The organism is Methylobacterium sp. Leaf469 (assembly GCF_001424745.1).
Lineage (GTDB): Bacteria > Pseudomonadota > Alphaproteobacteria > Rhizobiales > Beijerinckiaceae > Methylobacterium.
Genome location: NZ_LMRE01000042.1, coordinates 99,656 through 120,990, shown reverse-complemented (window position 1 = coordinate 120,990; position 21,335 = coordinate 99,656). Strand labels below are relative to the sequence as shown.

Sequence of the window (21,335 nt, the reverse complement as noted above, 5' to 3'; positions counted from 1 at the left end):
GTCAGCGGCGGGGCAGGGCGCGGACCAGGCGCACGCGCAGGGCCAGCCCGGGCTCGCGCACGGCGATCTGGGCACGGGCGAAATCCGGCCGGGCCGTGCGCTCGGGCGCCCCGGAGAAGCCGTAGGGCTCGGTGGGCAGGCCGAGGCCGGTGCGGTCGAGGCGGCGGTCGCCGTTCTGGTCCTGGAACGCCGCGACGGCGTAGGTGCCGGGCGCCACATCCTCGAACACCGCGCGCTGGCTCGTGCTTCGGACGGGCGCATTCTGCCCGATCCGGCACTCGGCCTCCGACAGGCCGTCCTGGCACAGGGCGACGTAGAGCGTCGAGGGCACCGGCTCGATCCCGTCCACGGTCACCTCGACGGTGGCCGCGAGGGCGGGACCGGCGACGAGACTGGCCGCGAGCGCAAAGAGAACGCGCCTCACGCGGCGTCGCCGGAGGTGGCGAGCGGCGCCGTAGTCGGCACGCCGGCCGCTTCTGCGCCGACGCGGCCGGCCGACAACTCCTCGATGAGCAGGCGGGCGGTGATGCGCGCGCCCTCGTAGATCACCGGCAGGCCCGAGCCCGGATGGGTGCCGCCGCCGACGAGGTAGAGGCCGGGCCCGAAGCGGTTGTGCGGGCGGAAGTAGAGCATTTGCATCAGGTCGTGGGCCAGGTTGAAGGTGGCGCCTTCGTGGACGAAGAAGTCGTCGCGCCACTCCGTCGGGTCGACGATGCGCTCGTAGCGGATGCGCTCCTCGATGTCGCCGAGGCCGAGGATCTTCAAGCGGTCGAGGACGAGGCGGCGATAGGTCTGCCGCGTGGTCGCCCAGTCGATGTCGGCCTTGAGGTTCGGCACCGGCACGAGGACGTAGAGACTGGTGTGGCCGGGGGGCGCCATGCCGCCGTCGGTGAAGCCGGCGTGCTGGACGTAGAGCGAGGGCTGCATCGGCAGGGTGCCACCGGTGATCTCGCGGATGTTGCGGGCGTAATCCTCCGACAACAGGATCGTGTGATGGCCGAGCGCCTCCGGCGCCGGGCCCTCGATCCCGAGATAGAGCATGAAGGTCGAGCACGAGAGGCGCGCCTTTTCGATCTTGGCGTCGCGCCAGCGCGGGCGGTGCGACTGGGGGACCAGATCCTGGATCACCTTGGCGAAATCGCCGTTGATCACCACCGCGTCGGCGTGGATCGTCTCCCCGCCACAGACGACGCCGCAGGCCTTCTTGCCTTCGAACAGCACCCGGTCGACGCTGGCGCCGAGGCGGATGTCGACGCCCATGCGGCGCGCCAGGCCCGCCATGGCCTCCGAGACGGCGCCGCAGCCGCCGACGGGGTGATAGACGCCGTGCTCGTATTCGAGGAACGACAGGATGGTGAACAGGCTCGGGCACCGGAACGGCGACATGCCGAGGTATTTGGTCTGGAACGCGAAGGCGAGGCGCACGCGCGGATCGGCGAAGTAGCGCTGCAGGTCCTTGTCGACGCTGCGCCCCGGATGGAGGTGGGGCAGGGCGGCGATCATCGCCGGGGAGGCCATGCTGCGCAGGGTGTGGAACGCCTGCTCAAGCACCGGCTTGAAGAACTTCAGCTTGACCCGGTTGTCGGAGAAGAACTTTCGGACGTTCTTGGCGTCGTCCGGCGCGATGCGAGCGACCTCGGCCTCCAGGCGCGCCATGTCGTTGGTGGCCTGGATCGTGCCCGAGATCCCGCCATTCTCCTCGAAGACGAGGTGGTATTGCGGATCGAGACGTTCGAGCTTGACGTGGTCCTCAAGCCGCTCACCGCAGGACTCGAAGATGTCGGCGAGAATCTGTGGATAGAGGAAGAAGGTCGGTCCGATGTCGAAGCGGTACCCGCCCGGTGCCTCGACGGTCTTGGTCCGGCCGCCTACCGCCGGGTCCTTTTCGAGGAGCGTGACGTGGACGCCCGCCCGCGCCAGCAGCAGGGCCGTGGCGAGGCCGCCGGGACCGGCGCCGACGATGATGACCCGGCGTCCGGACAAAGTCCGCAAGCCATCCCGTGACTGCAGCAACGCTCACAACTCCCCATCGATCGCCTGGATCACGCCCCCTGGCCCGATCCGGCTTTACCACGCACACCGACCGGCACACGGGTGCAATCTTGAGCGTAGCGACCGGCAGGGCAAGAGCCACGGATTGTCGCGTGCCGGTGCGGGGGGTGATTCGGGGCTGCGCCCGTGGAAAATCGAGCGGAATGCCATCATCCCAACCGGTGCGCGGCGAGGTGGTGCAGGGCGAGCGCCCCGGCGGTGGCGACGTTGAGGGAATCGAAGCCGGGCGCCATGGCGATGCGGATGGTCCGGGCGCGGGCCATGAGCGCCTCGGGCAGGCCGGGGCCTTCCGTGCCGAGGAGCAGGAGGGCGCGGGGCGGCGGCGTCAGGTCGGACAGGGTCTCGCCCCCGGCGGGGCTGAGCGCCAGGGGCACGAGGCCGTGATGGTGCGCGAAGGCCAGACAGGCGGCACCGTCGGGCAGGCGCCCGAACGGCACCGTGAGCGCCGCGCCGGCCGAGACCCGGATCGCCTTGCGGTAGAGGGGATCGCAGGTGTCGGCGTCGAGGAGCACCGCGTCGGCCCCGAAGGCGGCGGCGTTGCGGAACAGGCCGCCGACATTGTCGTGATTGGTCAATCCGACGAGGCCGACGACGAGGGCCGGCGCCGGGGCGGGCGGCACCGCGAGGGCGCCCTCCAGGCCGCGCAGCCCCACCGCCAGAACGCCGCGATGGATCGGAAACCCCGTGATGGCGCTCATCACGGCCTTGTCGGCCACGTAGACCGGGACGGCATCGGGCAGAATGTCGGCCAAGCCCGACACCCGCTCCGGAGACAGCAGGATCGATTCCAGCGAGAACCGCGCCTTCTGCGAAACCATCACCCGAAGGGTGACGTCGCCCTCGACGATAAAGCGGCCCGCGCGCCCGACGAGATCGCGCTCGCGCATGGCCGTGTAGGGGGCGAGGCGCGCGTCGGCCGGGCTGTCGATGGGGATCGGGGTCACGGGCCGGGTCGGGGGTGCGGCCGGGTCAGGCGCTCGGCGGGCGGCCGCCCATGCGGATGGCGAGGGGGTCGGCCTCGGCCTTGGTCGGCACCTTCACCAGGGCCTCGCCGTCCAGCACGATCTCGCCGGCGACGGAGCAGGTGCATTTGAGGCGGGCGCGGCGGCGCTCGGGCACGAGTTCGGCCACCTCGACGGTGACCTGAACCGTGTCGCCGATCCGAACGGGCGCGCGAAAGTTCAGGGTCTGGCTGATGTAGATGGCGCCGGGGCCGGGCAGGCGGGTGCCGAGCACCGCCGAGATCAGGCCGGCGGTGTAGAGGCCGTGGGCGATGCGGGTGCCGAACGGCGTACGGGCCGCGAAGTGCTCGGACAGGTGGATCGGGTTGCGGTCGCCGGTGATCTCGGCGAAGCCCACCACGTCGGAGGACGAGATCTCCTTGTTGAGGGTCTCGGACAGGCCGACTTCGAGGTCCTCGAAGTACAGGACGCGCAGTTCTGGCATCATGGGCAGTTCCCCCGTCTCGTTCCGTTTGTGGCACGCATGCGTCGGCGGCACGTCCGGGGACGCGCGGCAGGTCACGCTCGCCTCGCACAGGCGCGCGGCCAAATCCAGTCTCGGACCGCCGCGCGGCCCGTATTCACCCGAACCGGTCGAGCCTTCACGGACACCGCGGCACGTGACGGAGACGACCCTGGGTCTGCCACGATGGCGCCGCACGGGTGGCTCTTCGTGCGCAAACTCTGCCGGACAGCGAACCGATCGACGAGGCCAGCATGGCGAAGCAGTTCCCCGCGATGGAGGACACGCATCAGCACTTCATCGCATCGCAGAAGATCTTCTTCACCGGCTCCGGGGCATTGGGCGCGCGCACCAACATCTCGCCCCGGCCGACCGAACACCTTCATGTGCTCGACCCGAACCATGTCGCCTATCTGGACCTGACCGGCAGCGGCAGCGAAACGGCCGCCCATGTGAGGGCCTACGGCCCGGTGACCCTCATGTTCTGCGCGTTCGACGGCCCGCCGTCGATTCTTCGGCTCTATGGAAAAGGCCGCGTCGCGTTCCGGGGGTCATCGGATTACGCGGGGTTTCTCGACCGCTTCTACGGAGGCGTGGAACCGCTCGGGGCCCGTCAGGTCGTGTCCCTCGCGATCGACCTCGTGCAGACGAGCTGCGGCTACGGCGTCCCGCTCTTCGCGTACGCGGGCGAACGCCCGGTTCTCGCGCGTTGGGCCGAGGCCAAGGGAGAAGCCGGGCTTCGTGCCTATCGCGCCGAGAAGAATGCAGTGAGCCTCGACGGCTTGCCGACGGGGTTTCGCGAACCCTGAGGCCTCTTCTCCGGAGGAGGAGGACGCCTGCGGCCCACGGGACCAGACCGACGTGTGCGCAGGCGGGATGGATGGACGCGGTGCGCCAGGGTACCGGGGAAAGAGCCGGGACAATTCGAAGGATTGACTTCACGCTTTCGTGATCCCCAGGGCCGAGGGTGTCGGGCATGACCGATTTCGACCCCTTCGCACCCCGGCATATCGGGTCGGCGCTCTCGGTGACGGGGCTCGTCGGCCTGATGGTGAGCGAAACGCCGAGGCCGGACATCCTCGTCCTCGCCTGCGCCTGCCTCGCCGGCTCCCTCGTCGCCTTCACGGTCGCGGCGTGCCGTTCGCAGCAGCCGCGGCGCACCGGTCGAACGCGCAGGCCCGCTGCGCCGAGGCCCATCACGGTCGATTGGGAAGCCGCCCCGATGGGCTGGCCGGCGCCCGGGCGGCCGCAGGGCGCACCGGTCCATCCGGCCCTGTCGTCTCGCGTGCGGACCCTGACCCCCGTCCTGCCGAAGCCGGCCCCGCCGCCGACGCCGCCGGGGATCTCTCCAACCCATCGGCGCGCGCTGAAGGACGTGCGCAACCGGCGCATCGCGCGCGGCCCCTGATCGGTCGCGCCGATCTCCGGCCCGCCCCGGTCCCTTCCATGATTCGAGATCTCCCACGATTCGAGATCTCCCATGGTTGGAGGTCTCCCGTAGTTAGAAGTCTCCGGGGAAGGGCGGCCGCCCCCTCGACAGGGCGCGGCGCATCGGCGAAGAGGCGCAAGATGAGATGAGGCGCACGCCGGCTCGGCCTCGTCCTGTCCCGAACGCCGACCGACGCCTTCGGGGACGATGCTTCAGGGATGGCCCCGTGACCGAATCTCCCGTCCCGATCGATCCGGCCGCGTGATGAAGCCCGCGCCCACCCCCGCGCTCCGTCCCGTCGTCGCCCGGGTGGCGGCCCTGAATCTCGGGTTCTTCGGCATCGAGATCGCCGTGGCGCTCGCCATCGGCTCCATCGCCCTCATCGCCGACAGCCTCGATTTTCTCGAGGACGCGGCCATCAACCTGCTGATCTTCGCCGGGATCGGCTGGAGCGTCCGCAACCGGGCCCGCCTCGGCATGGTGCTGGCCGGCATCCTGGTGATTCCGGGCCTCGCCACGGCCTACGCGGCCTACGAGAAGTTTTCAGACCTGACCCCGCCGGCGCCTCTGGCGCTGACCCTGACGGGGCTCGCGGCTCTGGGCGTCAACCTCGTCTGCGCGGCGATGCTGGCGCGCCACCGCGACGGCGGCGGCAGCCTGACCCGGGCGGCCTACCTTTCGGCCCGCAACGACGCCTACGCCAACCTCGCCATCATCGCCGCCGGCCTCGTCACCGCCCTGACCCTGTCCCCCTGGCCCGACCTCGTCGCCGCCGCCGGCATCGCCGTCCTCAACGCGGATTCGGCCGGGGACATCCTCCGGGCGGCCCGCGCGGAATGGCGCGCGGCCAAAACGGTGGCTTGAGGCAGAACGGTCGCTCACGGGCGGTCGCGTGAAGACGGCTTCCTGAAAGTCCGAGGCTCCAGAACTCCATGCGCGTCTTTCCGATCTCGGATCTCCACCTCGAGCGTCGCCGCCTCGACGTGATCCCCCTGCCGCGCCCCGCCTTCGATGTCCTCGCCTGCGCCGGCGACCTGTGGGAGGGCCATCCCGAGCGGGGACTGGCGGCCGTGGTGGCCCTGGCCCAGGGCCGGCCCATCGTGCTGGTGCCCGGCAACCACGAGCGCTACGCCCCCACGGGCGACGGTCGCACGGCGCCCCAGCTCCTCGCCGCCCTGGAGGCCGAGGTCGCGCGCCTTAACGAGGCGGGGCACACCATCCACCTGCTCCAGGGGGGCGCGTCCGTGATCCTCGACGGGGTGCGCTTCACCGGCACCACCCTGTGGACCGACTGGCGCCTCGCCGGGCGCTGGCGCGACGCCGGGACGCCGGACCGGCCAGCCGACCCCGTCGCCTACGCCGCCGCGCGCATGACCGACCCCGTCACCGGGTCCCGCGAGTTCCGCGGCGCCATCCGCAACGGCGACGGCTCGGTGTGGTCGCCGCGGGACGCCATGGCGGCGCATGAGCGCGAGCGGGCGGGGCTCGTCGCGGCCCTGTCGGTGCCGCATGACGGGCCGAGCGTGTGCGTGACCCACCACCCGGCCGGCACGGCGGCGGTGGATGCGTTTCGCGGGGCGCCCGGCGTGCCGTGGTGGCTGCCGGCCTTCTACGCCACCACGGTGCTGGACGACCTGCCCGACGCCGCACGCCCGGATGTGTGGATCTCGGGTCATTTCCACGCAGGCCACGATCTCAGGGTCGGGCGCACCCGCTGGGTCGCCAACCCGGTCGAGGGCGCCACGTTCTCGCCCGACACGATCCTGGAAATCGGCTGACCCGGAGATCGGCTGAAACCGGGGCGCGGCGCCGCGCGTACCCGATGATGCGTCTGTCAGCCGGAGCCCGCCCGTGAACGCCTTCATCGCCGTCGTCCTCGTCTGCGCCAACGGCATCCCCATCGAGGGCTGCACCGACGACAGGGCGAGCGAGGTCCGCAAGGTCCGCGTCGCCAACGAGCTCGGCTGCACCAACGGCTGGCAGGAGATCATCGCCCGCACGGACCTTCGCGACGAAGTCGGGAAGACCGCCTACCTCAAGACCGAGTGCCGCCGGGTGAAGGCGGAGCGGTGAGACGCGCGCCCTACTTGTCGTGCTTGATGTAGGCGAAGCGCGGGTCCGTCGGGGTGCCCTCGAGGGCGCCGCCCTCCGTGCCGGGCTGCCAGCCGACCACCTCCTCGATCTTGCGCGCCAGGGCGAAGTCCTTCTCGGTCACGCCCTTGGCGGCGTGGTTGGTCAGGCGCACCTCGACCCAGGCGTAGGAGGCCGTGAGGTCGGGATGGTGCCAGGCGGCCTCGGCGAGGTGCCCCACGGTGTTGATGACCATGAGCGTGCTCTTCCAGCTCGCGGTCTTGTAGGTGCGCTTGATCCAGCCGTCCTCGAGGCGCCAGGCCGGCAGCTCGCCGGCGAGGCGGGCCTCGATGGTGGCGTCGTCGAGGACGGGTTCGCGCGGTTCGGCCATGGTGGATCCTCCCGTGGCCCGGCGTCGGCCGGGCGCCTGGCGGCGACCCTGCGACGGGCGGGGCGCGGGTGCAAGGACGTCCGCGCGAGGACACCTGCACAAGGACGCCCGCGCAAACGCGCGGGCCGTTTCGCCTCAGCGCCGGCGCGGGCGCGCCGGTGGACGGCCGAACCGGGACATCCTATTGAGACTCTCAACAGAATAAGGGAGGGACCGCCGATGCTGTCACGGCGCGGATTGCTCGCGACGGCGGCATTGCTGCCCCTGGCCGCTCGCCCGGCCCGGGCCGCGCCCCCCAGGGTTTCCGTGGGCAGCCTGCCCTTCGGCACGGTGTCGTGGGAGGCCGCCGTGATCAAGGCCCGCGGCCTGGACACGGCCAACGGCTTCACCCTCGACGTGGTCAAGCTCGCCGGCAACGATGCCGCCCGCATCGCCTTCCAGGGCGGTCAGGTCGACACCATCGTGGGCGACCTGCTGTGGGCGGCCCGCCTCGGCAACGAGGGCCGCGCCATGCGGTTCTTTCCCTATTCCACCACCGAGGGGTCCCTGATGGTGCCGGGCAAGAGTCCCATCGCCACCCTCAAGGACCTCAAGGGCAAGCGCATCGGCGTCGCCGGCGGGCCGCTCGACAAGAACTGGCTCCTCCTCAAGGCCCAGGCCCGCGACACCGCCGGCCTCGACCTCGAGACCGAGGCCACCATCGCGTTCGGCGCGCCGCCCCTCCTGGCGCTCAAGCTCGAGCAGGGCGAACTCGACGCCGGCCTGCTGTACTGGACCTATTGCGCGCGCCTGGAGCCGAAGGGCTTCCGGCGCATCATCGGCTCCGACGACATCATGCGGGCCTTCGGCGCCACGGGCTCCATGGCGCTGATCGGCTACCTCCTGGCGGGCGAGACCGTCTCGGCCAAGCCCGAGGCGGTGGCGGGCTTCACCCGCGCATCGAAGGCGGCCAAGGACATGCTCGCCCAGGACGCCTCGGCGTGGGACGTGGTCCGCCCCCTCATGGCGGCCGAGGACGAGGCGACCTTCGAGGCCCTGAAGCGCGACTTCCTCGCCGGCATCCCGCGCCGGGCGCTCACCGCCGAACGCGCCGACGGCGAGCGTCTCTACGGCGTCCTGGCCCGGCTCGGGGGCGAGCGCCTCGTCGGCGCCGGCACCGCCCTGCCGCCGGACCTGTACTACGACGGCACGGCGAATGGCTGACGCACGCGACCGCGCGCCGGAGCCGCTCTGCGCCTCTCTGAGCCGGTTCGCTTCGGCGCCCCGACGCGAACCGACTCGGGTTCTCGACGCAGAACCGGTGCCCACTCCCGCGAAGCCTGCCTAGCACGATGAGATTCTAGCGACATGGGGACCGCCACCCGCCTCGTCTCGGTCCTCGTCCTGCTGGCCGGGTGGCAGGCGGCCGCCGTCGCGGCCGGCTCGCGGCTGCTGCCGGCGCCCCTCGCGATCCTGAGCTTCATCCAGAGCGAATCCGCCTCGGGCGACCTGTGGTCCAACGTCGGCATCACCCTCGCGCGGGTCGGGATCTCCTTCGTGCTCGCCATGGTACTGGGCGTGCTGCTCGGCATCGCGCTGGGGCGGTCGCGGCGCCTCAACCTCGTCCTCGACACGCCGCTCCTCATCCTCCTCAACACCCCGGCGCTCGTCATCACCGTGCTGGCCTACATCTGGGTCGGCCTCAACGAGGGCGCGGCGGTGTTGGCCGTGGTGCTCAACAAGCTGCCGAACGTCGCCGTGATCCTGCGCGAGGGCGCGCGCGGCCTCGATCCGCAACTGGAGGAGATGGCCCGGACCTACCGGTTCGACCGGCGCACCTGGATCGCCCACGTGCTGGTGCCCCAACTCCAGCCCTTCGTGGTGGCGGCCGCCCGCTCCGGTCTGTCGCTGGCCTGGAAGATCGTCCTGGTGATCGAGCTGCTGGGACGGCCCAACGGGGTCGGCTTCGCCATCAACTACTACTTCGTCCAGAGCCTGAACGTGGCCGCCATCGTCGGCTACAGCATCGTGTTCATGAGCGTGATGATCGCCATCGACATTCTCGTCCTCCAGCGCCTCGAAGCCCATGTCCGACGCTGGCGCTGAGCCCATGTCCGCCGGCGGCGCCGGGCCCGCGGCCCTCACCGTCGACATCCGCTCCAAGATCTACGGCGCCGGCGGCCCCGAGCCCGTCGAGGCGGTGCGGGACTTGGGCTTCTCCCTTCACGCGCGCGAGATCACCTGCCTCATCGGCCCCTCGGGGGCGGGCAAGACCACGACCCTGCGCATCCTGCTCGGCCTCGACACCGCCTACGACGGCAGCGTGACGCCCGACCCGGAGACCGCCGGCATCGCCATGGTGTTCCAGGAGCCGCGCCTGCTGCCCTGGCGCACCGTCGAGCAGAACGTGCGCCTCGCCCTGCCGCGCACCGCGCGCGGCCGCGATCTCGATGCCCTGTTCGAGTCCCTCGGCCTGACCCCGTGGCGGCGTCGCTATCCCGGCGCCCTGTCCCTCGGCATGGCCCGGCGCGTCGCCCTGGCGCGGGCCTTGGCCCAGAGCCCGCGCATCCTCGTCCTCGACGAACCGTTCGTGTCCCTCGACGACGCCTCGGCGGCGGCCCTGCGCGGTCTGGTCGTCGACAGCGTCACCGGAACCGGCATGGGAGTCCTGATGGTGACCCACAACGTCGCCGAGGCCATCGCCATCGCCGACCGGCTCGTTCTGGTGTCGGCCCGACCGGCGCGCCGCGTCGCCACCGTGGCCCTGGACCGCCCGCGCGAAGCCCGCGACCGGCCCTGGGCGGACGCGACCCGGGCCGATCTGGCCGGCCGCTACCCCGGCATCATCGCCGTCTGAGCCGACAAGGGGCCCGCGGAGGCGTCGGCGTCCCCGGAAAAGCCGCCGCGCCTCCGATGCGGCGAGACAACGCATCGCCCGTGGACGTGACGGGTCGCGCGGGTTCCGCGGCTTTCCACCGATACGGCGATCGGAATACCCTCCTGCACTATCCTGCATGTCCCCGGGGCTACCGGCGGCGCCCGACCGAAGCCAAGGGCGCGTTCGGCCCAAATCCAGCCGGAATCGAGGACCACGCATGCATTCCGCATGTCCGCATGCGTTTCGCGCATAAGATCCCGTCCGCCCTATAAAAAGCTTTGGTAACAAGATCGCTGTTTTTGCACCGCAACATCGGTTGCGCCGCAGCATTAGGGGTCGATTCACTAAGGTCGGGGCCTTACGACCTTTGGCCTAGCCTCAGGAAACCCTCACAAAGCGAGTTGACGGCCCCGGAATTTTTCTTAGAGTTCATTCAAGCTTCGGTTTCGAGGGGCGCCGCAAAGGGATAGCGGGCCTCGGCCAGGAGGATCGACCCGGGACCTCATGGTTCGGTTCGGCCCTCCGCCCGCTACGGAAGCGTTATCTGTCCCTGTCGCAAACAGCAGGTCGCATCGAAAACTCGCGCATCTCCGGATCTGCGAACGCTCGGTGTCAAGACTTGTCGGAGGAATGCATGAGAGCGGTTCACCTTCTCGCCCTGGGCGCCGGCCTGGTGGCCTCTAGCCCGGTCCTCGCCAACGAAGACGTCCTGAAGCGCACGGCCAACCCGGCCGAGCAGGTCCTTCAGACCGTCGATTACGGCAACACCCGCTATTCCAAGCTCGACCAGATCAACGCCAGCAACGTCAAGCAACTCCAGGTCGCCTGGACGTTCTCGACCGGCGTGCTGCGCGGCCATGAGGGCTCCCCGCTCGTCGTCGGCAACATGATGTACGTCCACACCCCCTTCCCGAACATCGTCTACGCCCTCGACCTCGACAAGGAAGGCGTGATCGTCTGGAAGTACGAGCCGAAGCAGGACCCGTCGGTCATTCCGGTCATGTGCTGTGACACGGTCAACCGTGGTCTCGCCTACGCCGATGGCAACATCATCCTGCACCAGGCCGACACCACCGTCGTCTCGCTCGACGCCAAGTCCGGCAAGGTGAACTGGTCCGTCGTCAACGGCGACCCCAAGAAGGGTGAGACCAACACCGCCACCGTTCTGCCCGTGAAGGACAAGATCATCGTCGGCATCTCCGGCGGCGAGTTCGGCGTGCAGTGCCACGTCACGGCCTACGATGCCAAGACCGGCAAGAAGGCCTGGCGCGGTTACTCCGTCGGCCCCGACGATCAGCTGATCGTCGATCCCGAGAAGACCACCTCGCTCGGCAAGCCGGTCGGCAAGGATTCCTCGCTGAAGAGCTGGGAAGGCGACCAGTGGAAGACCGGCGGCGGCTGCACCTGGGGCTGGTTCTCCTACGATCCGAAGCTGGACCTCGTTTACTACGGCTCGGGCAACCCCTCGACCTGGAACCCCAAGCAGCGTCCGGGCGACAACAAGTGGTCCATGACCATCTGGGCACGTAACCCGGATACCGGCATGACCAAGTGGGTCTACCAGATGACCCCGCACGACGAGTGGGACTACGACGGCATCAACGAGATGATCCTCACGGATCAGAAGGTCGACGGCAAGGATCGTCCGCTCCTCACCCACTTCGACCGTAACGGCTTCGGCTACACCCTCGATCGCGCCACCGGCGAGCTCCTTGTCGCCGAGAAGTTCGATCCGGTGGTGAACTGGGCCTCCAAGGTCGACATGGACAAGGGCTCGAAGACCTACGGTCGTCCGCTCGTCCAGGCCAAGTACTCCACCGAGCAGAACGGTGAGGATACCAACTCCAAGGGTATCTGCCCCGCCGCTCTCGGCACCAAGGACCAGCAGCCTGCGGCGTTCTCGCCGAAGACCCAGCTGTTCTACGTGCCCACCAACCACGTCTGCATGGACTACGAGCCGTTCCGGGTGTCCTACACCCCCGGTCAGCCCTACGTCGGCGCGACGCTGGCCATGTACCCGGCCCCCAACAGCCACGGCGGCATGGGCAACTTCATCGCCTGGGACAACATCGCGGGTAAGATCAAGTGGTCGAACTCCGAGCAGTTCTCGGTCTGGTCTGGCGCTCTTGCCACCGCCGGTGACGTGGTGTTCTACGGCACCCTCGAGGGCTACCTGAAGGCCGTCGACGCCAAGACCGGCAAGGAGCTCTACAAGTTCAAGACCCCGTCGGGCATCATCGGCAACGTGATGACCTACCAGCACAAGGGCAAGCAGTTCGTCGGCATCCTGTCGGGTGTCGGTGGCTGGGCTGGCATCGGCCTCGCGGCCGGCCTGACCGACCCGAACGCCGGTCTCGGCGCGGTGGGTGGCTACGCCGCCCTCTCGAACTACACCAACCTCGGCGGTCAGCTGACCGTGTTCGCGCTCCCGAACTAATCGGTCGCACGAAGCTTTGAAGGTTAGGGTGCCGGCGCGGGTTTCCGCGCCGGCACCTTTATGATTAGGTCATTATCAAGAACAATTCGAACATCGGTCGAACGGGCCGATGGATGCTCCTGGGAGAAACGTCGTTGCAGTACCAAAGCAAAGCCGCCATCCGTCCGCTCGTGGCCGCCCTCGTTCTCGCGCTCGCATCCACTGCCGCCGTCCAGGCGCAGGACGCCAAGCCGGCTGATGCCAAGACCGCGGACGCCAAGACCGCGGACGCCAAGCCCACCGATGCGGCCCTGGTCAACCAACTCGATCCCAATGCGCCCGAGAAGGACGCCAAGCTGCTCGACAAGTATCAGGCGGTGAAGGTCGAGGACGGCAAGTATTTCGACAAGGACGGCGCTCCGACCTATCACATCAGCAACGATGGCAAGAAGTTCGACTGGTACGCCTATTCCGGCTACCGCCGCTATCACGCCGAGTGCCACGTCTGCCACGGCCCCGACGCCATGGGCTCGACCTACGCGCCCGCCCTCAAGGACTCGCTCAAGCGCCTGTCGTACGAGGAGTTCATCGGCGTCATCGCTGGCGGCAAACAGGATGTCAGCGCGGCCGGCACCAACGTCATGCCTGCCTTCGGCGACAACAAGAACGTCATGTGCTACGCCGACGATCTCTACACCTACCTGAAGGCCCGTGCCTCCGGCGCCATGCCGCGCGTCCGCCCGACGGACAAGGAAGAGAAGCCCGAGGCCGCCAAGAAGGCCGAGAAGGAGTGCCTGGGCGGCTGATGACCCGCACAGGCTCGACCACCGGCCTCGTCCTCGCGCTCCTGCTCGCCGCAGCAGGGGCGCGACCCGCGTTGGCGCAATCGCTGCCCGACCTCGTCACCACGGACACCCTTCGGGTCTGCGGCGATCCAGGCAACATGCCGTTCTCCCAGCGCAAGGAGGACGGGTTCGAGAACCGTATCGCGGCGATCATCGCCGAGGAGCTGAAGGTCAAGGTCCGCTACTACTGGCTGACGCAGGGACCCGGCTTCGTGCGCAACACCCTGGGCACCGGCCTGTGCGACCTCATCATGGGGTCGGCGTCCGGCGGCGAACTCGTGCAGCACACCAACCCGTACTACCGCTCGGCCTACACCCTGGTCACCCGCAAGGGCGACCTCGACGGGGTGACGCGCCTCGACGATCCGCGCCTCAAGGGCAAGGCCATCGGCGTCATCGGCGGCACGCCCCCGGTGAACCGCATGGGTGAACTCGGCCTCGTCAGCACCATGAAGGCCTACGCGCCCTACCAGCTCGACCCGGCGCGCAAACACCAGACCATCGCGGCCGAGGTGATCGCGGATCTCGCCGAGAAGCGGATCGACGCGGCGATCCTGTGGGGGCCGGCCGCCGGCTGGCTGGCGAAACAGAGCGGCGTGCCCATGGCGGTGGTGCCGCTGCTGGAAGAGCCCGACCGGCCACCGCTCACCTTCCGCATCGCCCTCGGCGTGCGGATGGAGGAGAACGACTGGAAGCGCAGCCTCAACACCATCCTGCGCAAGCGGCGCACCGACATCGAGAAGGTCCTGCGGGACTTCGACGTGCCGCTGCTGGAGGAAGAGGGCAACAAGCTCCTCGCCCCGGCATCCCCTTGAGATGACGGACGCACGTCCGCCCCGGACCCGGCGATGGTGGCTCGCCGCCGCCGTCGTCGTGGGTCTCGGGACGGTCGCCGTCGTCGCAGACCGGCAGCAATGGACTCGCGTCGAGCCGGACCTCGTGCCAGTCTCGGACCGGGCCGACGCCGTCCTCGTCGAGAAGGCCGCGCGGCGCCTGACCCTCCTGCGGGAGGGACGGGTGCTCGCCACTTATCCGGTCTCCCTCGGCTTCGCGCCCGTCGGCCAGAAGGCCCGCGAGGGCGATGGGCGCACGCCGGAGGGGCTCTATGCGATCGCGTATCGCAACCCGCGCAGCGTCGCCTACCTGTCGCTCAAGGTGTCCTATCCGACGCCGGAGCAGGCGGCCGTGGCGGCGGCGGAGGGCCGGGAGCCCGGCGGCGATATCATGATCCACGGCCTGCTCAACGGCTTCTCGTGGTTCGGCCCCCTGCACCGCTTCGTCGACTGGACCAACGGCTGCGTCGGCGTGACCAATGGCGAGATGGCGGACATCTACGCCCGGGTCGATGTCGGCACGCCCGTGGAGATCCGTCCCTGATCAGACCGGCTCGATGCCCGCGGTGTCGAGCTTGGCGAGCGCCTGCGCCACGGTCTCGGGGCCGATGACCAGGTCGGGGGCGATCTCGGCCAGCGGCACGAGCACGAAGGCGCGCTCGCGGACGAACCGGTGCGGCAGGACCAAGCGGGCGTCGTCGATGGTGGCGCCGGCATAGTGCAGCACGTCGATGTCGATGACCCGCGGCCCCCAGCGGCGCTCGCGCACCCGGCCCATGGCGGTCTCGATGGCGAGGCCCGCCTCCAAGAGGTCGTGCGGCGACAGGCTCGTCTCCAGCCCCAGGGCCGCGTTGAGGAACCAGTCCTGATCGGTGTCGCCCCAGGGCGGGGTGCGGTAATCGGCCGAGCGCGCGGTGATGCGGATGCCCGGCGTCACGGCGAGGCGCGCCACCGCCTCGGCGAGGGTCGCGGCCTTGTCGCCGATGTTGGAGCCGAGGCCGAGATAGGCGGCGTTCACGACGCGTCTCCGGCCCGGTGGCGGACGATCTCGATGGCGACGCCCTCGATCACCGCCGGTACCGGCGCGCTCGGCTTGTCGACCCGCACGCTCACGGACCGGATGGGTTCGTGCGCCGACAGGATCTCGGCCGCGATGGCCTCGGCCAGGGCCTCGATGAGGGCGAAGCGCCGCTGGGTCGCGATCCGGGTGACGATCTCGGTGAGGTCCGCGTAGCTCACCGTGTGGGCGACCTCGTCGGAGCGGCCCGCCGGCGCCAGGTCGAGGCGGCATTCGAGGGAGATGTAGAAGCGCTGGCCGAGGCGCGCCTCTTCCTCGAGGAGCCCGTGATAGGCGAAGACCGCGATGCGCTGGACGAGGATGCGGTCGCCGGGATGGGGCAGGGTCATCGCTCCGGCCTCATCACGGCATCCACCACCCGGAGGGCATCGACATGGGGCGCGACGTCGTGGACGCGCACGATCCCGGCGCCGAGGGTCGCGGCCAGCACGTGGCTCGCCAGCGAGCCGAACAGGCGGTCGACGGGCTTCGTCTCGGTGTTGTGCAGGCGCCCCAGCAGGGACTTTCGCGAGACGCCGACGAGGACGGGAAAGCCGAGGGCGACGATCTCGGGCAGCCGCCGCAGGGCGTCCAGGTGCTGCTCCCAGCTCTTGCCGAAGCCGATGCCCGGATCGAGGACGATGTCGGCGTCGCGGATGCCGGCCTGCCGAGCGATGGCGAGGGAGCGCTCGAAGAAGCGCAGCATGTCGGCGACGATGTCGATCCCGGGCTCGATGGTCTCGCGGTTGTGCATCACCATCACGGGCGCGCCGTGATCGGCGGCGACGTGGGCGATGTCGGGCTCGCGCTGCAGGCCCCAGACGTCGTTGACGATGCGCGCACCCGCCTCCAGGGCGACACGGGCGGTGGCGGCCTTGTAGGTGTCGACGGAGATCGGCACGGGCAGGCGGGACGCGAGGTCGCGGATCACCGGCAGGATGCGGGCCTGCTCCTCCTCGGCCGAGACGGGGGTATGCCCCGGCCGGGTCGATTCCCCGCCGATGTCGATCAGCGCCGCCCCCTCGGCCACCAGGGTCTCGGCCTGGGCGCGGGCGGGCCCGGGATCGGCGAAGCGCCCCCCGTCGGAGAACGAATCCGGCGTGACGTTGAGGATGCCCATCACGAGCACGCGTTGCCCGAGATCGGGCAGCAGGGTCTGCAGCTTCGAGGGAGGAGGGGGCACGGGGGCTCTGTCGGATGGGATGACGGTTCGGACTGCTTTGGCGCGATTACGCCCGGGGAGCAACGCCTGCCCGGCCGGTCTGCGTCGCCGTCAAGGCCCGGGGACGAGGAGGCGGGACACCTCGGCCGCGAGATCGCCGGATTCGAAGGGCTTGCGCAGCACCGGCAGGTCGGCCGGGATCGGGATCGCCTCGGCGTGACCCGTGAGGATGAGCACCGGCACGCCGGCCCATCGCGCGCGCACGATGGCGGCGAGTTCGACGCCGGTCATGCCCGGCATGGCCAGATCCGCCACCACGAGGTCGAAGCGGTCCCGTTCCAGCAGGGTCACGGCCGAGGGCCCGTCCGGCGCCTCGCTCTCGGCGTAGCCGAAGGTGGCGAGGAACGAGGCCGTCACGTGACGCACCTCGGGGTCGTCGTCCACCACGAGGATGCGTGCGGCCTGGACGGGCGCCGCCGGGGCCGGCTCGGGTGCGGCCTCCCCCACGATCTCGGCCTCGGTGCGGGGCAGCAGCAGTTCGACGCGGGTGCCCTCGCCGACCTCGCTGGCGATGCGCAGGCGCCCGGCCGATTGCTGGGCGAGGCCGAACACCATGGCGAGGCCGAGCCCCGTGCCCTGGCCGACGGCCTTGGTGGTGAAGAACGGCTCGCACACCCGTTGCAGGATCGCCGGCGGGATGCCGGTGCCGGTGTCCGCAACCTCGATGGCGGCGTAGTCGCCATCCGGCAGGTCGGGATCGTCCCGCAGGGCCAGGATCCGGGTCGAGACGGTGATGCTCCCCCCCTCCGGCATGGCGTCGCGGCTGTTGATGCACAGGTTGAGCACCGCGAGTTCGAGCTGATCGGGATCGACCCGGGCGGCGGGTGCGGCCGGGTCGAGCCGCAGGGTCAGCCCCACGAGGCCGCCGAGGCTCCCCCCCAGCAACTCGCCCATGCCGGCGATGACGTGGTTGAGGTCGACGGCCCGGGGCCGGAGGTCGCGCGAGCGGCTGAAGCCGAGGAGGCGCTTCGTCAGGGTCGCCCCGCGCTGGGCCGCCTGCGTCGCGTTGGTGACGAGGCGCAGCACGCGGGGCTGGTCCGCGATCTTGGGGGTCGCGAGTTCGAGGCTGCCGAGAATCGCCGTGAGGAGGTTGTTGAAGTCGTGGGCGATGCCGCCCGCGAGGGTGCCCAGCGCCTGCATCTTGTCCGATTGGCGCAGGCGCGCTTCGAGAAGCCGGTGCTCGGTCACGTCGCGCTCGATGGTGGCGAGATGCACCACCGCGCCCGAGGCGCCGCGGATCGGCACCCGGGCGACGTGGCTCCAGCGCTCCGCCCCCTCCGGCCCCTCGGTGATCTCGGTCTCCGTCGGCCGGCCCGCCGCGATGGCCTGGGCGTCGGCCTCCGCCGCCCCGTCGGTTTCGGTGCCGGCGTGGTCCGTGCTCGCGGGATCGCCCCGGAGCGCCGCCTCCGTGCGCCCGAGGCACTCGGCGGTCGTTCGCCCGAGGCGCTCGGCCTTGCGGGCATTGAGGCGGACGAACCGGCCCTGTCCGTCCTTGAACGAGATCGCATCCTCGGAGTGATCCAGGAGGCCCATGAGCAGGGCGCGCTCCGTGGCGAGTTCGCGCCCGAGGCGGTGGCGCTCGTAGGCCTGGCGCACGGCGCCGCGCAGGAGATCGGCGTCCCAGGGCTTGGTGGCGTAGCCGGTGATGCCGCCCTGGTTGAGGGCACTGATGACGGCGCTCATGTCGGCGTAGCCCGTGAGCAGGATCGCCTGGGCGTCGTGCAGGCCGCGGGCCTGGGCCAGCATGGCGTCGCCGGTCATCCCCGGCATGCGCTGGTCCGACACGATGACGGCGATGTCGGGCTCGGCCGCCAGGATCTCCAGGGCCTCGGCCGGACGGCTGGTGGTCAGGACCCGGTACTCGTCCTCGAACAGGTCCTCGAGGGCGATGAGGATGTCGGGTTCGTCGTCGACGGCGAGGATCGTAGCTTTGGACATGCTCACCGCGCCTGCCGGGGGATGCCGATGATGAAACAGGCTCCGCCGCCCGGGGCGGCCTCGACCGTGAGCGTGCCGCTATGCGCCTGTACCACCGAGTAGGCAATCGCGAGACCGAGGCCGGTGCCCGCGCCGACAGGTTTCGTCGTGAAGAACGGCTCGAAGATCCGCTCGCGCAATGGTTCGGGAATGCCCGGCCCGGTATCCGAGATGCGGATCTCGTCGATCTCGTCGGTACTGGCGGTGAGGATCGTGATGGTGCCGGCCTCCGGCATGGCATCGGCGGCGTTGCCGAGGATGTTCATCACCACCTGGTTGAGGAGCGCCGGGGTGCAGTGGATTTCCGGCCGGCCGGAAAAGTCGCGCACCACCCCGATCCGGTCGCCGAGCTTGTGCTGGATCAGGGCCAGCACCGTCTCGATGGCGTCGGGCACGTTGACGAGGGCGCGCTCGCCCTCGTCGAGGCGCGAGAATTTTCTCAGATTCAGGACGAGGTCCTGGATCCGGGTCAGGCCCATCCGCATGGCGCCGACGCGGTCGCCGCATTTCTTCAGGAGGCGCGGGGCGTCGGCGGGGGCGGGGTCCGCGACGACCTCGTTCAGCAGGCGCTCCACGGTGCCCTGGTGGGCGAGGATGAAGGCAAGCGGGTTGTTGATCTCGTGGGCGATGCCGGCGACGAGTTCGCCCAGCGAGGCCATCTTGGCGGCCTGCACCAGCTTGGCCTGGGCATCCGTGAGCTTGCGGTTGGCGGTGGCGAGATCCGAATTCGCCTGCTCCAGGGCACCCGCGAGGGCGGCGCGGGCCTCCGCCGCCTCGGCCTCGGCCCGGGCCCGTTCCAGGGCGCGTTCGCGGGCGCCGAACTCGCCGGCGATGCGACGGTTGTCCTCCTCCAGGAGCTTGCGCCGCACCAGGCTGCGCACCCGCATCACCAGCACGTCGCCGTCGACCTTGGACACCACGTCGTCGGCACCGGCCGCGAAGGCCTGGACGAGGAAATCCTTGGCCGGCGTGCTGCCCGCGATGCCGACCACGTGGAAGGTGGGCGTGCCGGCCTCGCGGGCGGCGATGTCGGCGGCCCGGCGGGCGTCGACGGCCCGGCACAGGCCGAGGCCGTCATAGGCGGTGCCGAGGAGATCGATGGTGACGCAGTCGAAGGCGGCGCCGTCGGCGTCGAGGGCGGCGAGGGTGGCCTCGGCGGTGTCGGCGACGCTGACGAGGTGGCCCTCGTGGGCCAGCAGCCCGGCGAGGAAGGTGCGGTAGGTGGCGCTTCCGTCAACGACGAGGACGCGCCCGCGCCGGAACCCCGAGGCGCCGGGCGCCTCCGAGCCGCCGCCCAGGCGCTCGCGCAGGAGGGCGCGGATGCGCAGGATCAGGATGTCGCGGTCGGCGGATTTGGCCACGTAGGCGTCGGCGCCGCTCTCCAAACCCTGGCGCTCGCCGTCGCGCGCCCCCGTCAGCATGAGAAGCGGGAGGGCGCGGGTGCGCAGGGACAGGCGGAGCTGGCGGGCGAACTCGTCGCCGTTCATGCCGGGCAGGTGGTGGTCGGCCACCACGAGGTCGGGCAGGCGGGTGTTGAGGTGGTCGAGGGCCGCTTCCGCGGTGGCGCAGCGCTCGACGGAGAAGCCGTGCCCTTCGAGCAGCAGCCGCAATTCGAGGGCCTGGGTCTCGGAATCCTCGACGAGCAGAAGGCGGGCCGGCTCGCTCACGGCATGCCCCCGCCGGCGACGATCCTGGCGAGATGGGAAGCCACCCGGTCCAGCGGCAGCACCGTGCCGGCGCCTCCCATCCGGATCGCGGCGGCCGGCATGCCGAACACCACCGCGGTGCTCTCGTCCTCCGCGATGGTGGCGCCCCCGGCACGGCGCATGTCGAGGAGCCCGACGGCGCCGTCCTCGCCCATGCCGGTCAGCAGCACGCCGACCCCGCGCGGACCGGCATGGCGGGCGAGGGAGCGGAACAGGGCGGTGGCGGCCGGGCGCTGCCCGCCCACGGGGTCGGCGTCGGTCAGGCGCAGGCCCCCGCCGGGCGCCAGTTCGAGGTGGCGGTCGCCGGGCGCGACGTAGACCCGGCCGGGGGCCGCGCGCTCGCCGTCGCGCGCCACGGCGACGGGCAGGGCGACGACGCCGTTCAGCCAGGCGGCGAAGCCTTCCATGAAGGCCGCACCCATGTGCTGGACCACGAGGACCGGCAGGGGGAAATCTTCGGGCAGCGCCCCGATGACCCGGGCGAGGGCCGGAGGGCCGCCCGTGGACGCCGCGATGGCGACCACGCTCGGTGCCTCGGACGCGATGGCGGGGATCAGGGCACGCAGGTCGCGGGGCCGGCCCGCCCATTCCGCGCCGATGGGCCGGCGGCGGATCACCGGCACGGCGGCCATGATGCGCAGCTGCGTGCAGATCTCCGTGGCCACGGTCTCGTAGCCCGCATGGGTGGTGGCCACCGGCTTCTCCACCACCGAGAGGGCGCCGGCCCGCAGGGCGTTCATGGAAATGCGCAGGGACGAATCCTCGATGGCGTCGGCCACCACCACGATGGGCGTCGGCCGCTCGGCCATGATCCGGCGGGTGGTCTCCAGGCCGTCGATGCCCGGCAGGCGGATGTCCATGGAAATGACGTCGGGCCGGGCGGACGCGAGGGTGGCGAGCGCCTCCTCGCCCGAGGCGACGGCGGCCACGACCTCGAGGCGCGGATCGCGCCCGACGATGTGGATGAGGAGCTGGCGCACGACGAGGGAATCCTCGACGAGCATCACCCGCACGCG

At 70.5% G+C, this 21,335-nt stretch carries 23 protein-coding genes; 12 read left to right on the top strand and 11 right to left on the bottom strand.

Translation table 11 applies throughout. From position 1 onward, the window contains the following. Nucleotide 1: 1 nt before the first annotated feature. The 4 genes from ASG60_RS17495 to croR all read right to left on the bottom strand — a co-directional run bounded on the left by ASG60_RS17495 (nt 2) and on the right by croR (nt 3,501). Nucleotides 2-424, bottom strand: a complete 423-nt coding sequence (locus ASG60_RS17495; protein ID WP_056386867.1) for a DUF2141 domain-containing protein — start codon at nt 422-424, stop codon at nt 2-4. Further along, on the bottom strand, nt 421-2,013 hold the full coding sequence (gene crtI / locus ASG60_RS17490; RefSeq protein WP_056386866.1) for a phytoene desaturase family protein: 1,593 nt from the start codon (nt 2,011-2,013) through the stop codon (nt 421-423). The genes ASG60_RS17495 and crtI overlap by 4 nt, the downstream gene beginning before the upstream one ends. Before the next feature lie 188 nt (nt 2,014-2,201). Further along, nucleotides 2,202-2,939 carry an RNA methyltransferase gene (locus ASG60_RS17485; protein ID WP_056261630.1) on the bottom strand — a complete coding sequence of 246 codons (738 nt, stop codon included), beginning with the start codon at nt 2,937-2,939 and terminating at the stop codon, nt 2,202-2,204. 82 nt (nt 2,940-3,021) lie between these two features. After that, nucleotides 3,022-3,501, bottom strand: coding sequence for a 3-hydroxybutyryl-CoA dehydratase (croR, locus tag ASG60_RS17480; RefSeq protein WP_056175651.1), 480 nt, complete (start codon nt 3,499-3,501; stop codon nt 3,022-3,024). A 269-nt stretch (nt 3,502-3,770) separates the two neighbouring features. Between croR and ASG60_RS17475 the strand changes: the two genes are divergently transcribed. The 5 genes from ASG60_RS17475 (at nt 3,771) to ASG60_RS17455 (ending at nt 7,018) form a co-directional block, all read left to right on the top strand. After that, the gene (locus tag ASG60_RS17475) at nt 3,771-4,325 is read left to right on the top strand and encodes a hypothetical protein (RefSeq protein WP_056386863.1); all 555 of its coding nucleotides are present in this window, start codon (nt 3,771-3,773) and stop codon (nt 4,323-4,325) included. A 167-nt stretch (nt 4,326-4,492) separates the two neighbouring features. Beyond that, complete coding sequence (locus ASG60_RS17470; RefSeq protein ID WP_056361405.1) at nt 4,493-4,924, top strand: hypothetical protein; 432 nt, start codon at nt 4,493-4,495, stop codon at nt 4,922-4,924. Between the two features lie 282 nt (nt 4,925-5,206). Then, on the top strand, nt 5,207-5,809 hold the full coding sequence (locus tag ASG60_RS17465) for a cation transporter (protein WP_056175282.1): 603 nt from the start codon (nt 5,207-5,209) through the stop codon (nt 5,807-5,809). Nucleotides 5,810-5,877: 68 nt separating this feature from the next. After that, the gene (locus ASG60_RS17460) at nt 5,878-6,723 is read left to right on the top strand and encodes a metallophosphoesterase (protein WP_056386861.1); all 846 of its coding nucleotides are present in this window, start codon (nt 5,878-5,880) and stop codon (nt 6,721-6,723) included. Between the two features lie 73 nt (nt 6,724-6,796). Next, entirely contained in the window at nt 6,797-7,018 is a 222-nt protein-coding gene (locus ASG60_RS17455) for a hypothetical protein (RefSeq protein WP_056175276.1), read from the top strand. A gap of 10 nt (nt 7,019-7,028) precedes the next feature. Here ASG60_RS17455 and ASG60_RS17450 read toward each other — a convergent pair whose 3' ends face one another. Next, on the bottom strand, nt 7,029-7,406 hold the full coding sequence (locus ASG60_RS17450; protein ID WP_056175274.1) for a 4a-hydroxytetrahydrobiopterin dehydratase: 378 nt from the start codon (nt 7,404-7,406) through the stop codon (nt 7,029-7,031). Between the two features lie 219 nt (nt 7,407-7,625). Here ASG60_RS17450 and ASG60_RS17445 point away from each other — a divergent pair, with 219 nt between their 5' ends. The 7 genes from ASG60_RS17445 (at nt 7,626) to ASG60_RS17415 (ending at nt 14,901) form a co-directional block, all read left to right on the top strand. Beyond that, nucleotides 7,626-8,609 carry an ABC transporter substrate-binding protein gene (locus ASG60_RS17445; protein WP_056175271.1) on the top strand — a complete coding sequence of 328 codons (984 nt, stop codon included), beginning with the start codon at nt 7,626-7,628 and terminating at the stop codon, nt 8,607-8,609. A gap of 144 nt (nt 8,610-8,753) precedes the next feature. Continuing rightward, nucleotides 8,754-9,491 carry an ABC transporter permease subunit gene (locus ASG60_RS17440; protein ID WP_056175267.1) on the top strand — a complete coding sequence of 246 codons (738 nt, stop codon included), beginning with the start codon at nt 8,754-8,756 and terminating at the stop codon, nt 9,489-9,491. Then, complete coding sequence (locus ASG60_RS17435) at nt 9,472-10,242, top strand: ATP-binding cassette domain-containing protein (protein ID WP_056361401.1); 771 nt, start codon at nt 9,472-9,474, stop codon at nt 10,240-10,242. The genes ASG60_RS17440 and ASG60_RS17435 overlap by 20 nt, the downstream gene beginning before the upstream one ends. A gap of 655 nt (nt 10,243-10,897) precedes the next feature. Then, the gene (xoxF1, locus tag ASG60_RS17430) at nt 10,898-12,700 is read left to right on the top strand and encodes a lanthanide-dependent methanol dehydrogenase XoxF1 (RefSeq protein ID WP_056175264.1); all 1,803 of its coding nucleotides are present in this window, start codon (nt 10,898-10,900) and stop codon (nt 12,698-12,700) included. Between the two features lie 134 nt (nt 12,701-12,834). Continuing rightward, the gene (locus tag ASG60_RS17425) at nt 12,835-13,485 is read left to right on the top strand and encodes a c-type cytochrome, methanol metabolism-related (RefSeq protein WP_056261624.1); all 651 of its coding nucleotides are present in this window, start codon (nt 12,835-12,837) and stop codon (nt 13,483-13,485) included. Next, a complete protein-coding gene (gene xoxJ, locus ASG60_RS17420) occupies nt 13,485-14,339 on the top strand; it encodes a rare earth element methanol dehydrogenase accessory protein XoxJ (RefSeq protein ID WP_056175262.1) in 855 nt (284 codons plus the stop codon). Before ASG60_RS17425 ends, xoxJ begins: the two co-directional genes overlap by 1 nt. Nucleotide 14,340: 1 nt before the next feature. After that, a complete protein-coding gene (locus ASG60_RS17415; protein WP_082531816.1) occupies nt 14,341-14,901 on the top strand; it encodes a L,D-transpeptidase family protein in 561 nt (186 codons plus the stop codon). Here the strand turns inward: ASG60_RS17415 and folK are convergent, their stop codons facing one another. From folK to cheB, 6 genes are all read right to left on the bottom strand, one after another. Then, nucleotides 14,902-15,375, bottom strand: coding sequence for a 2-amino-4-hydroxy-6-hydroxymethyldihydropteridine diphosphokinase (folK, locus tag ASG60_RS17410; protein ID WP_056305150.1), 474 nt, complete (start codon nt 15,373-15,375; stop codon nt 14,902-14,904). Beyond that, the gene (gene folB / locus ASG60_RS17405) at nt 15,372-15,764 is read right to left on the bottom strand and encodes a dihydroneopterin aldolase (RefSeq protein ID WP_056386860.1); all 393 of its coding nucleotides are present in this window, start codon (nt 15,762-15,764) and stop codon (nt 15,372-15,374) included. The genes folK and folB overlap by 4 nt, the downstream gene beginning before the upstream one ends. Beyond that, a complete protein-coding gene (gene folP / locus ASG60_RS17400; protein WP_200927302.1) occupies nt 15,761-16,534 on the bottom strand; it encodes a dihydropteroate synthase in 774 nt (257 codons plus the stop codon). Before folP ends, folB begins: the two co-directional genes overlap by 4 nt. A gap of 153 nt (nt 16,535-16,687) precedes the next feature. After that, nucleotides 16,688-18,574 carry a response regulator gene (locus ASG60_RS17395; protein ID WP_056175248.1) on the bottom strand — a complete coding sequence of 629 codons (1,887 nt, stop codon included), beginning with the start codon at nt 18,572-18,574 and terminating at the stop codon, nt 16,688-16,690. A 2-nt stretch (nt 18,575-18,576) separates the two neighbouring features. Further along, entirely contained in the window at nt 18,577-20,280 is a 1,704-nt protein-coding gene (locus ASG60_RS17390; protein ID WP_056175245.1) for a response regulator, read from the bottom strand. After that, on the bottom strand, nt 20,277-21,323 hold the full coding sequence (gene cheB, locus ASG60_RS17385) for a chemotaxis-specific protein-glutamate methyltransferase CheB (protein ID WP_056175643.1): 1,047 nt from the start codon (nt 21,321-21,323) through the stop codon (nt 20,277-20,279). Before cheB ends, ASG60_RS17390 begins: the two co-directional genes overlap by 4 nt. Between the last annotated feature and the right edge of the window lie 12 nt (nt 21,324-21,335).

What these genes read in the sequence shown, in the direction of transcription:
- ASG60_RS17485 (WP_056261630.1), bottom strand. Translation starts at nt 2,939, where the DNA reads ATGCGCGAGCGCGATCTCGTCGGGCGCGCGGGCCGCTTTATCGTCGAG.
- croR (WP_056175651.1), bottom strand. Translation starts at nt 3,501, where the DNA reads ATGATGCCAGAACTGCGCGTCCTGTACTTCGAGGACCTCGAAGTCGGC.
- ASG60_RS17475 (WP_056386863.1), top strand. Translation starts at nt 3,771, where the DNA reads ATGGCGAAGCAGTTCCCCGCGATGGAGGACACGCATCAGCACTTCATC.
- ASG60_RS17470 (WP_056361405.1), top strand. Translation starts at nt 4,493, where the DNA reads ATGACCGATTTCGACCCCTTCGCACCCCGGCATATCGGGTCGGCGCTC.
- ASG60_RS17460 (WP_056386861.1), top strand. Translation starts at nt 5,878, where the DNA reads ATGCGCGTCTTTCCGATCTCGGATCTCCACCTCGAGCGTCGCCGCCTC.
- ASG60_RS17450 (WP_056175274.1), bottom strand. Translation starts at nt 7,406, where the DNA reads ATGGCCGAACCGCGCGAACCCGTCCTCGACGACGCCACCATCGAGGCC.
- ASG60_RS17445 (WP_056175271.1), top strand. Translation starts at nt 7,626, where the DNA reads ATGCTGTCACGGCGCGGATTGCTCGCGACGGCGGCATTGCTGCCCCTG.
- ASG60_RS17440 (WP_056175267.1), top strand. Translation starts at nt 8,754, where the DNA reads ATGGGGACCGCCACCCGCCTCGTCTCGGTCCTCGTCCTGCTGGCCGGG.
- ASG60_RS17435 (WP_056361401.1), top strand. Translation starts at nt 9,472, where the DNA reads ATGTCCGACGCTGGCGCTGAGCCCATGTCCGCCGGCGGCGCCGGGCCC.
- xoxF1 (WP_056175264.1), top strand. Translation starts at nt 10,898, where the DNA reads ATGAGAGCGGTTCACCTTCTCGCCCTGGGCGCCGGCCTGGTGGCCTCT.
- xoxJ (WP_056175262.1), top strand. Translation starts at nt 13,485, where the DNA reads ATGACCCGCACAGGCTCGACCACCGGCCTCGTCCTCGCGCTCCTGCTC.
- ASG60_RS17415 (WP_082531816.1), top strand. Translation starts at nt 14,341, where the DNA reads ATGACGGACGCACGTCCGCCCCGGACCCGGCGATGGTGGCTCGCCGCC.
- folB (WP_056386860.1), bottom strand. Translation starts at nt 15,764, where the DNA reads ATGACCCTGCCCCATCCCGGCGACCGCATCCTCGTCCAGCGCATCGCG.
- folP (WP_200927302.1), bottom strand. Translation starts at nt 16,534, where the DNA reads ATGGGCATCCTCAACGTCACGCCGGATTCGTTCTCCGACGGGGGGCGC.
- ASG60_RS17395 (WP_056175248.1), bottom strand. Translation starts at nt 18,574, where the DNA reads ATGTCCAAAGCTACGATCCTCGCCGTCGACGACGAACCCGACATCCTC.
- cheB (WP_056175643.1), bottom strand. Translation starts at nt 21,323, where the DNA reads ATGCTCGTCGAGGATTCCCTCGTCGTGCGCCAGCTCCTCATCCACATC.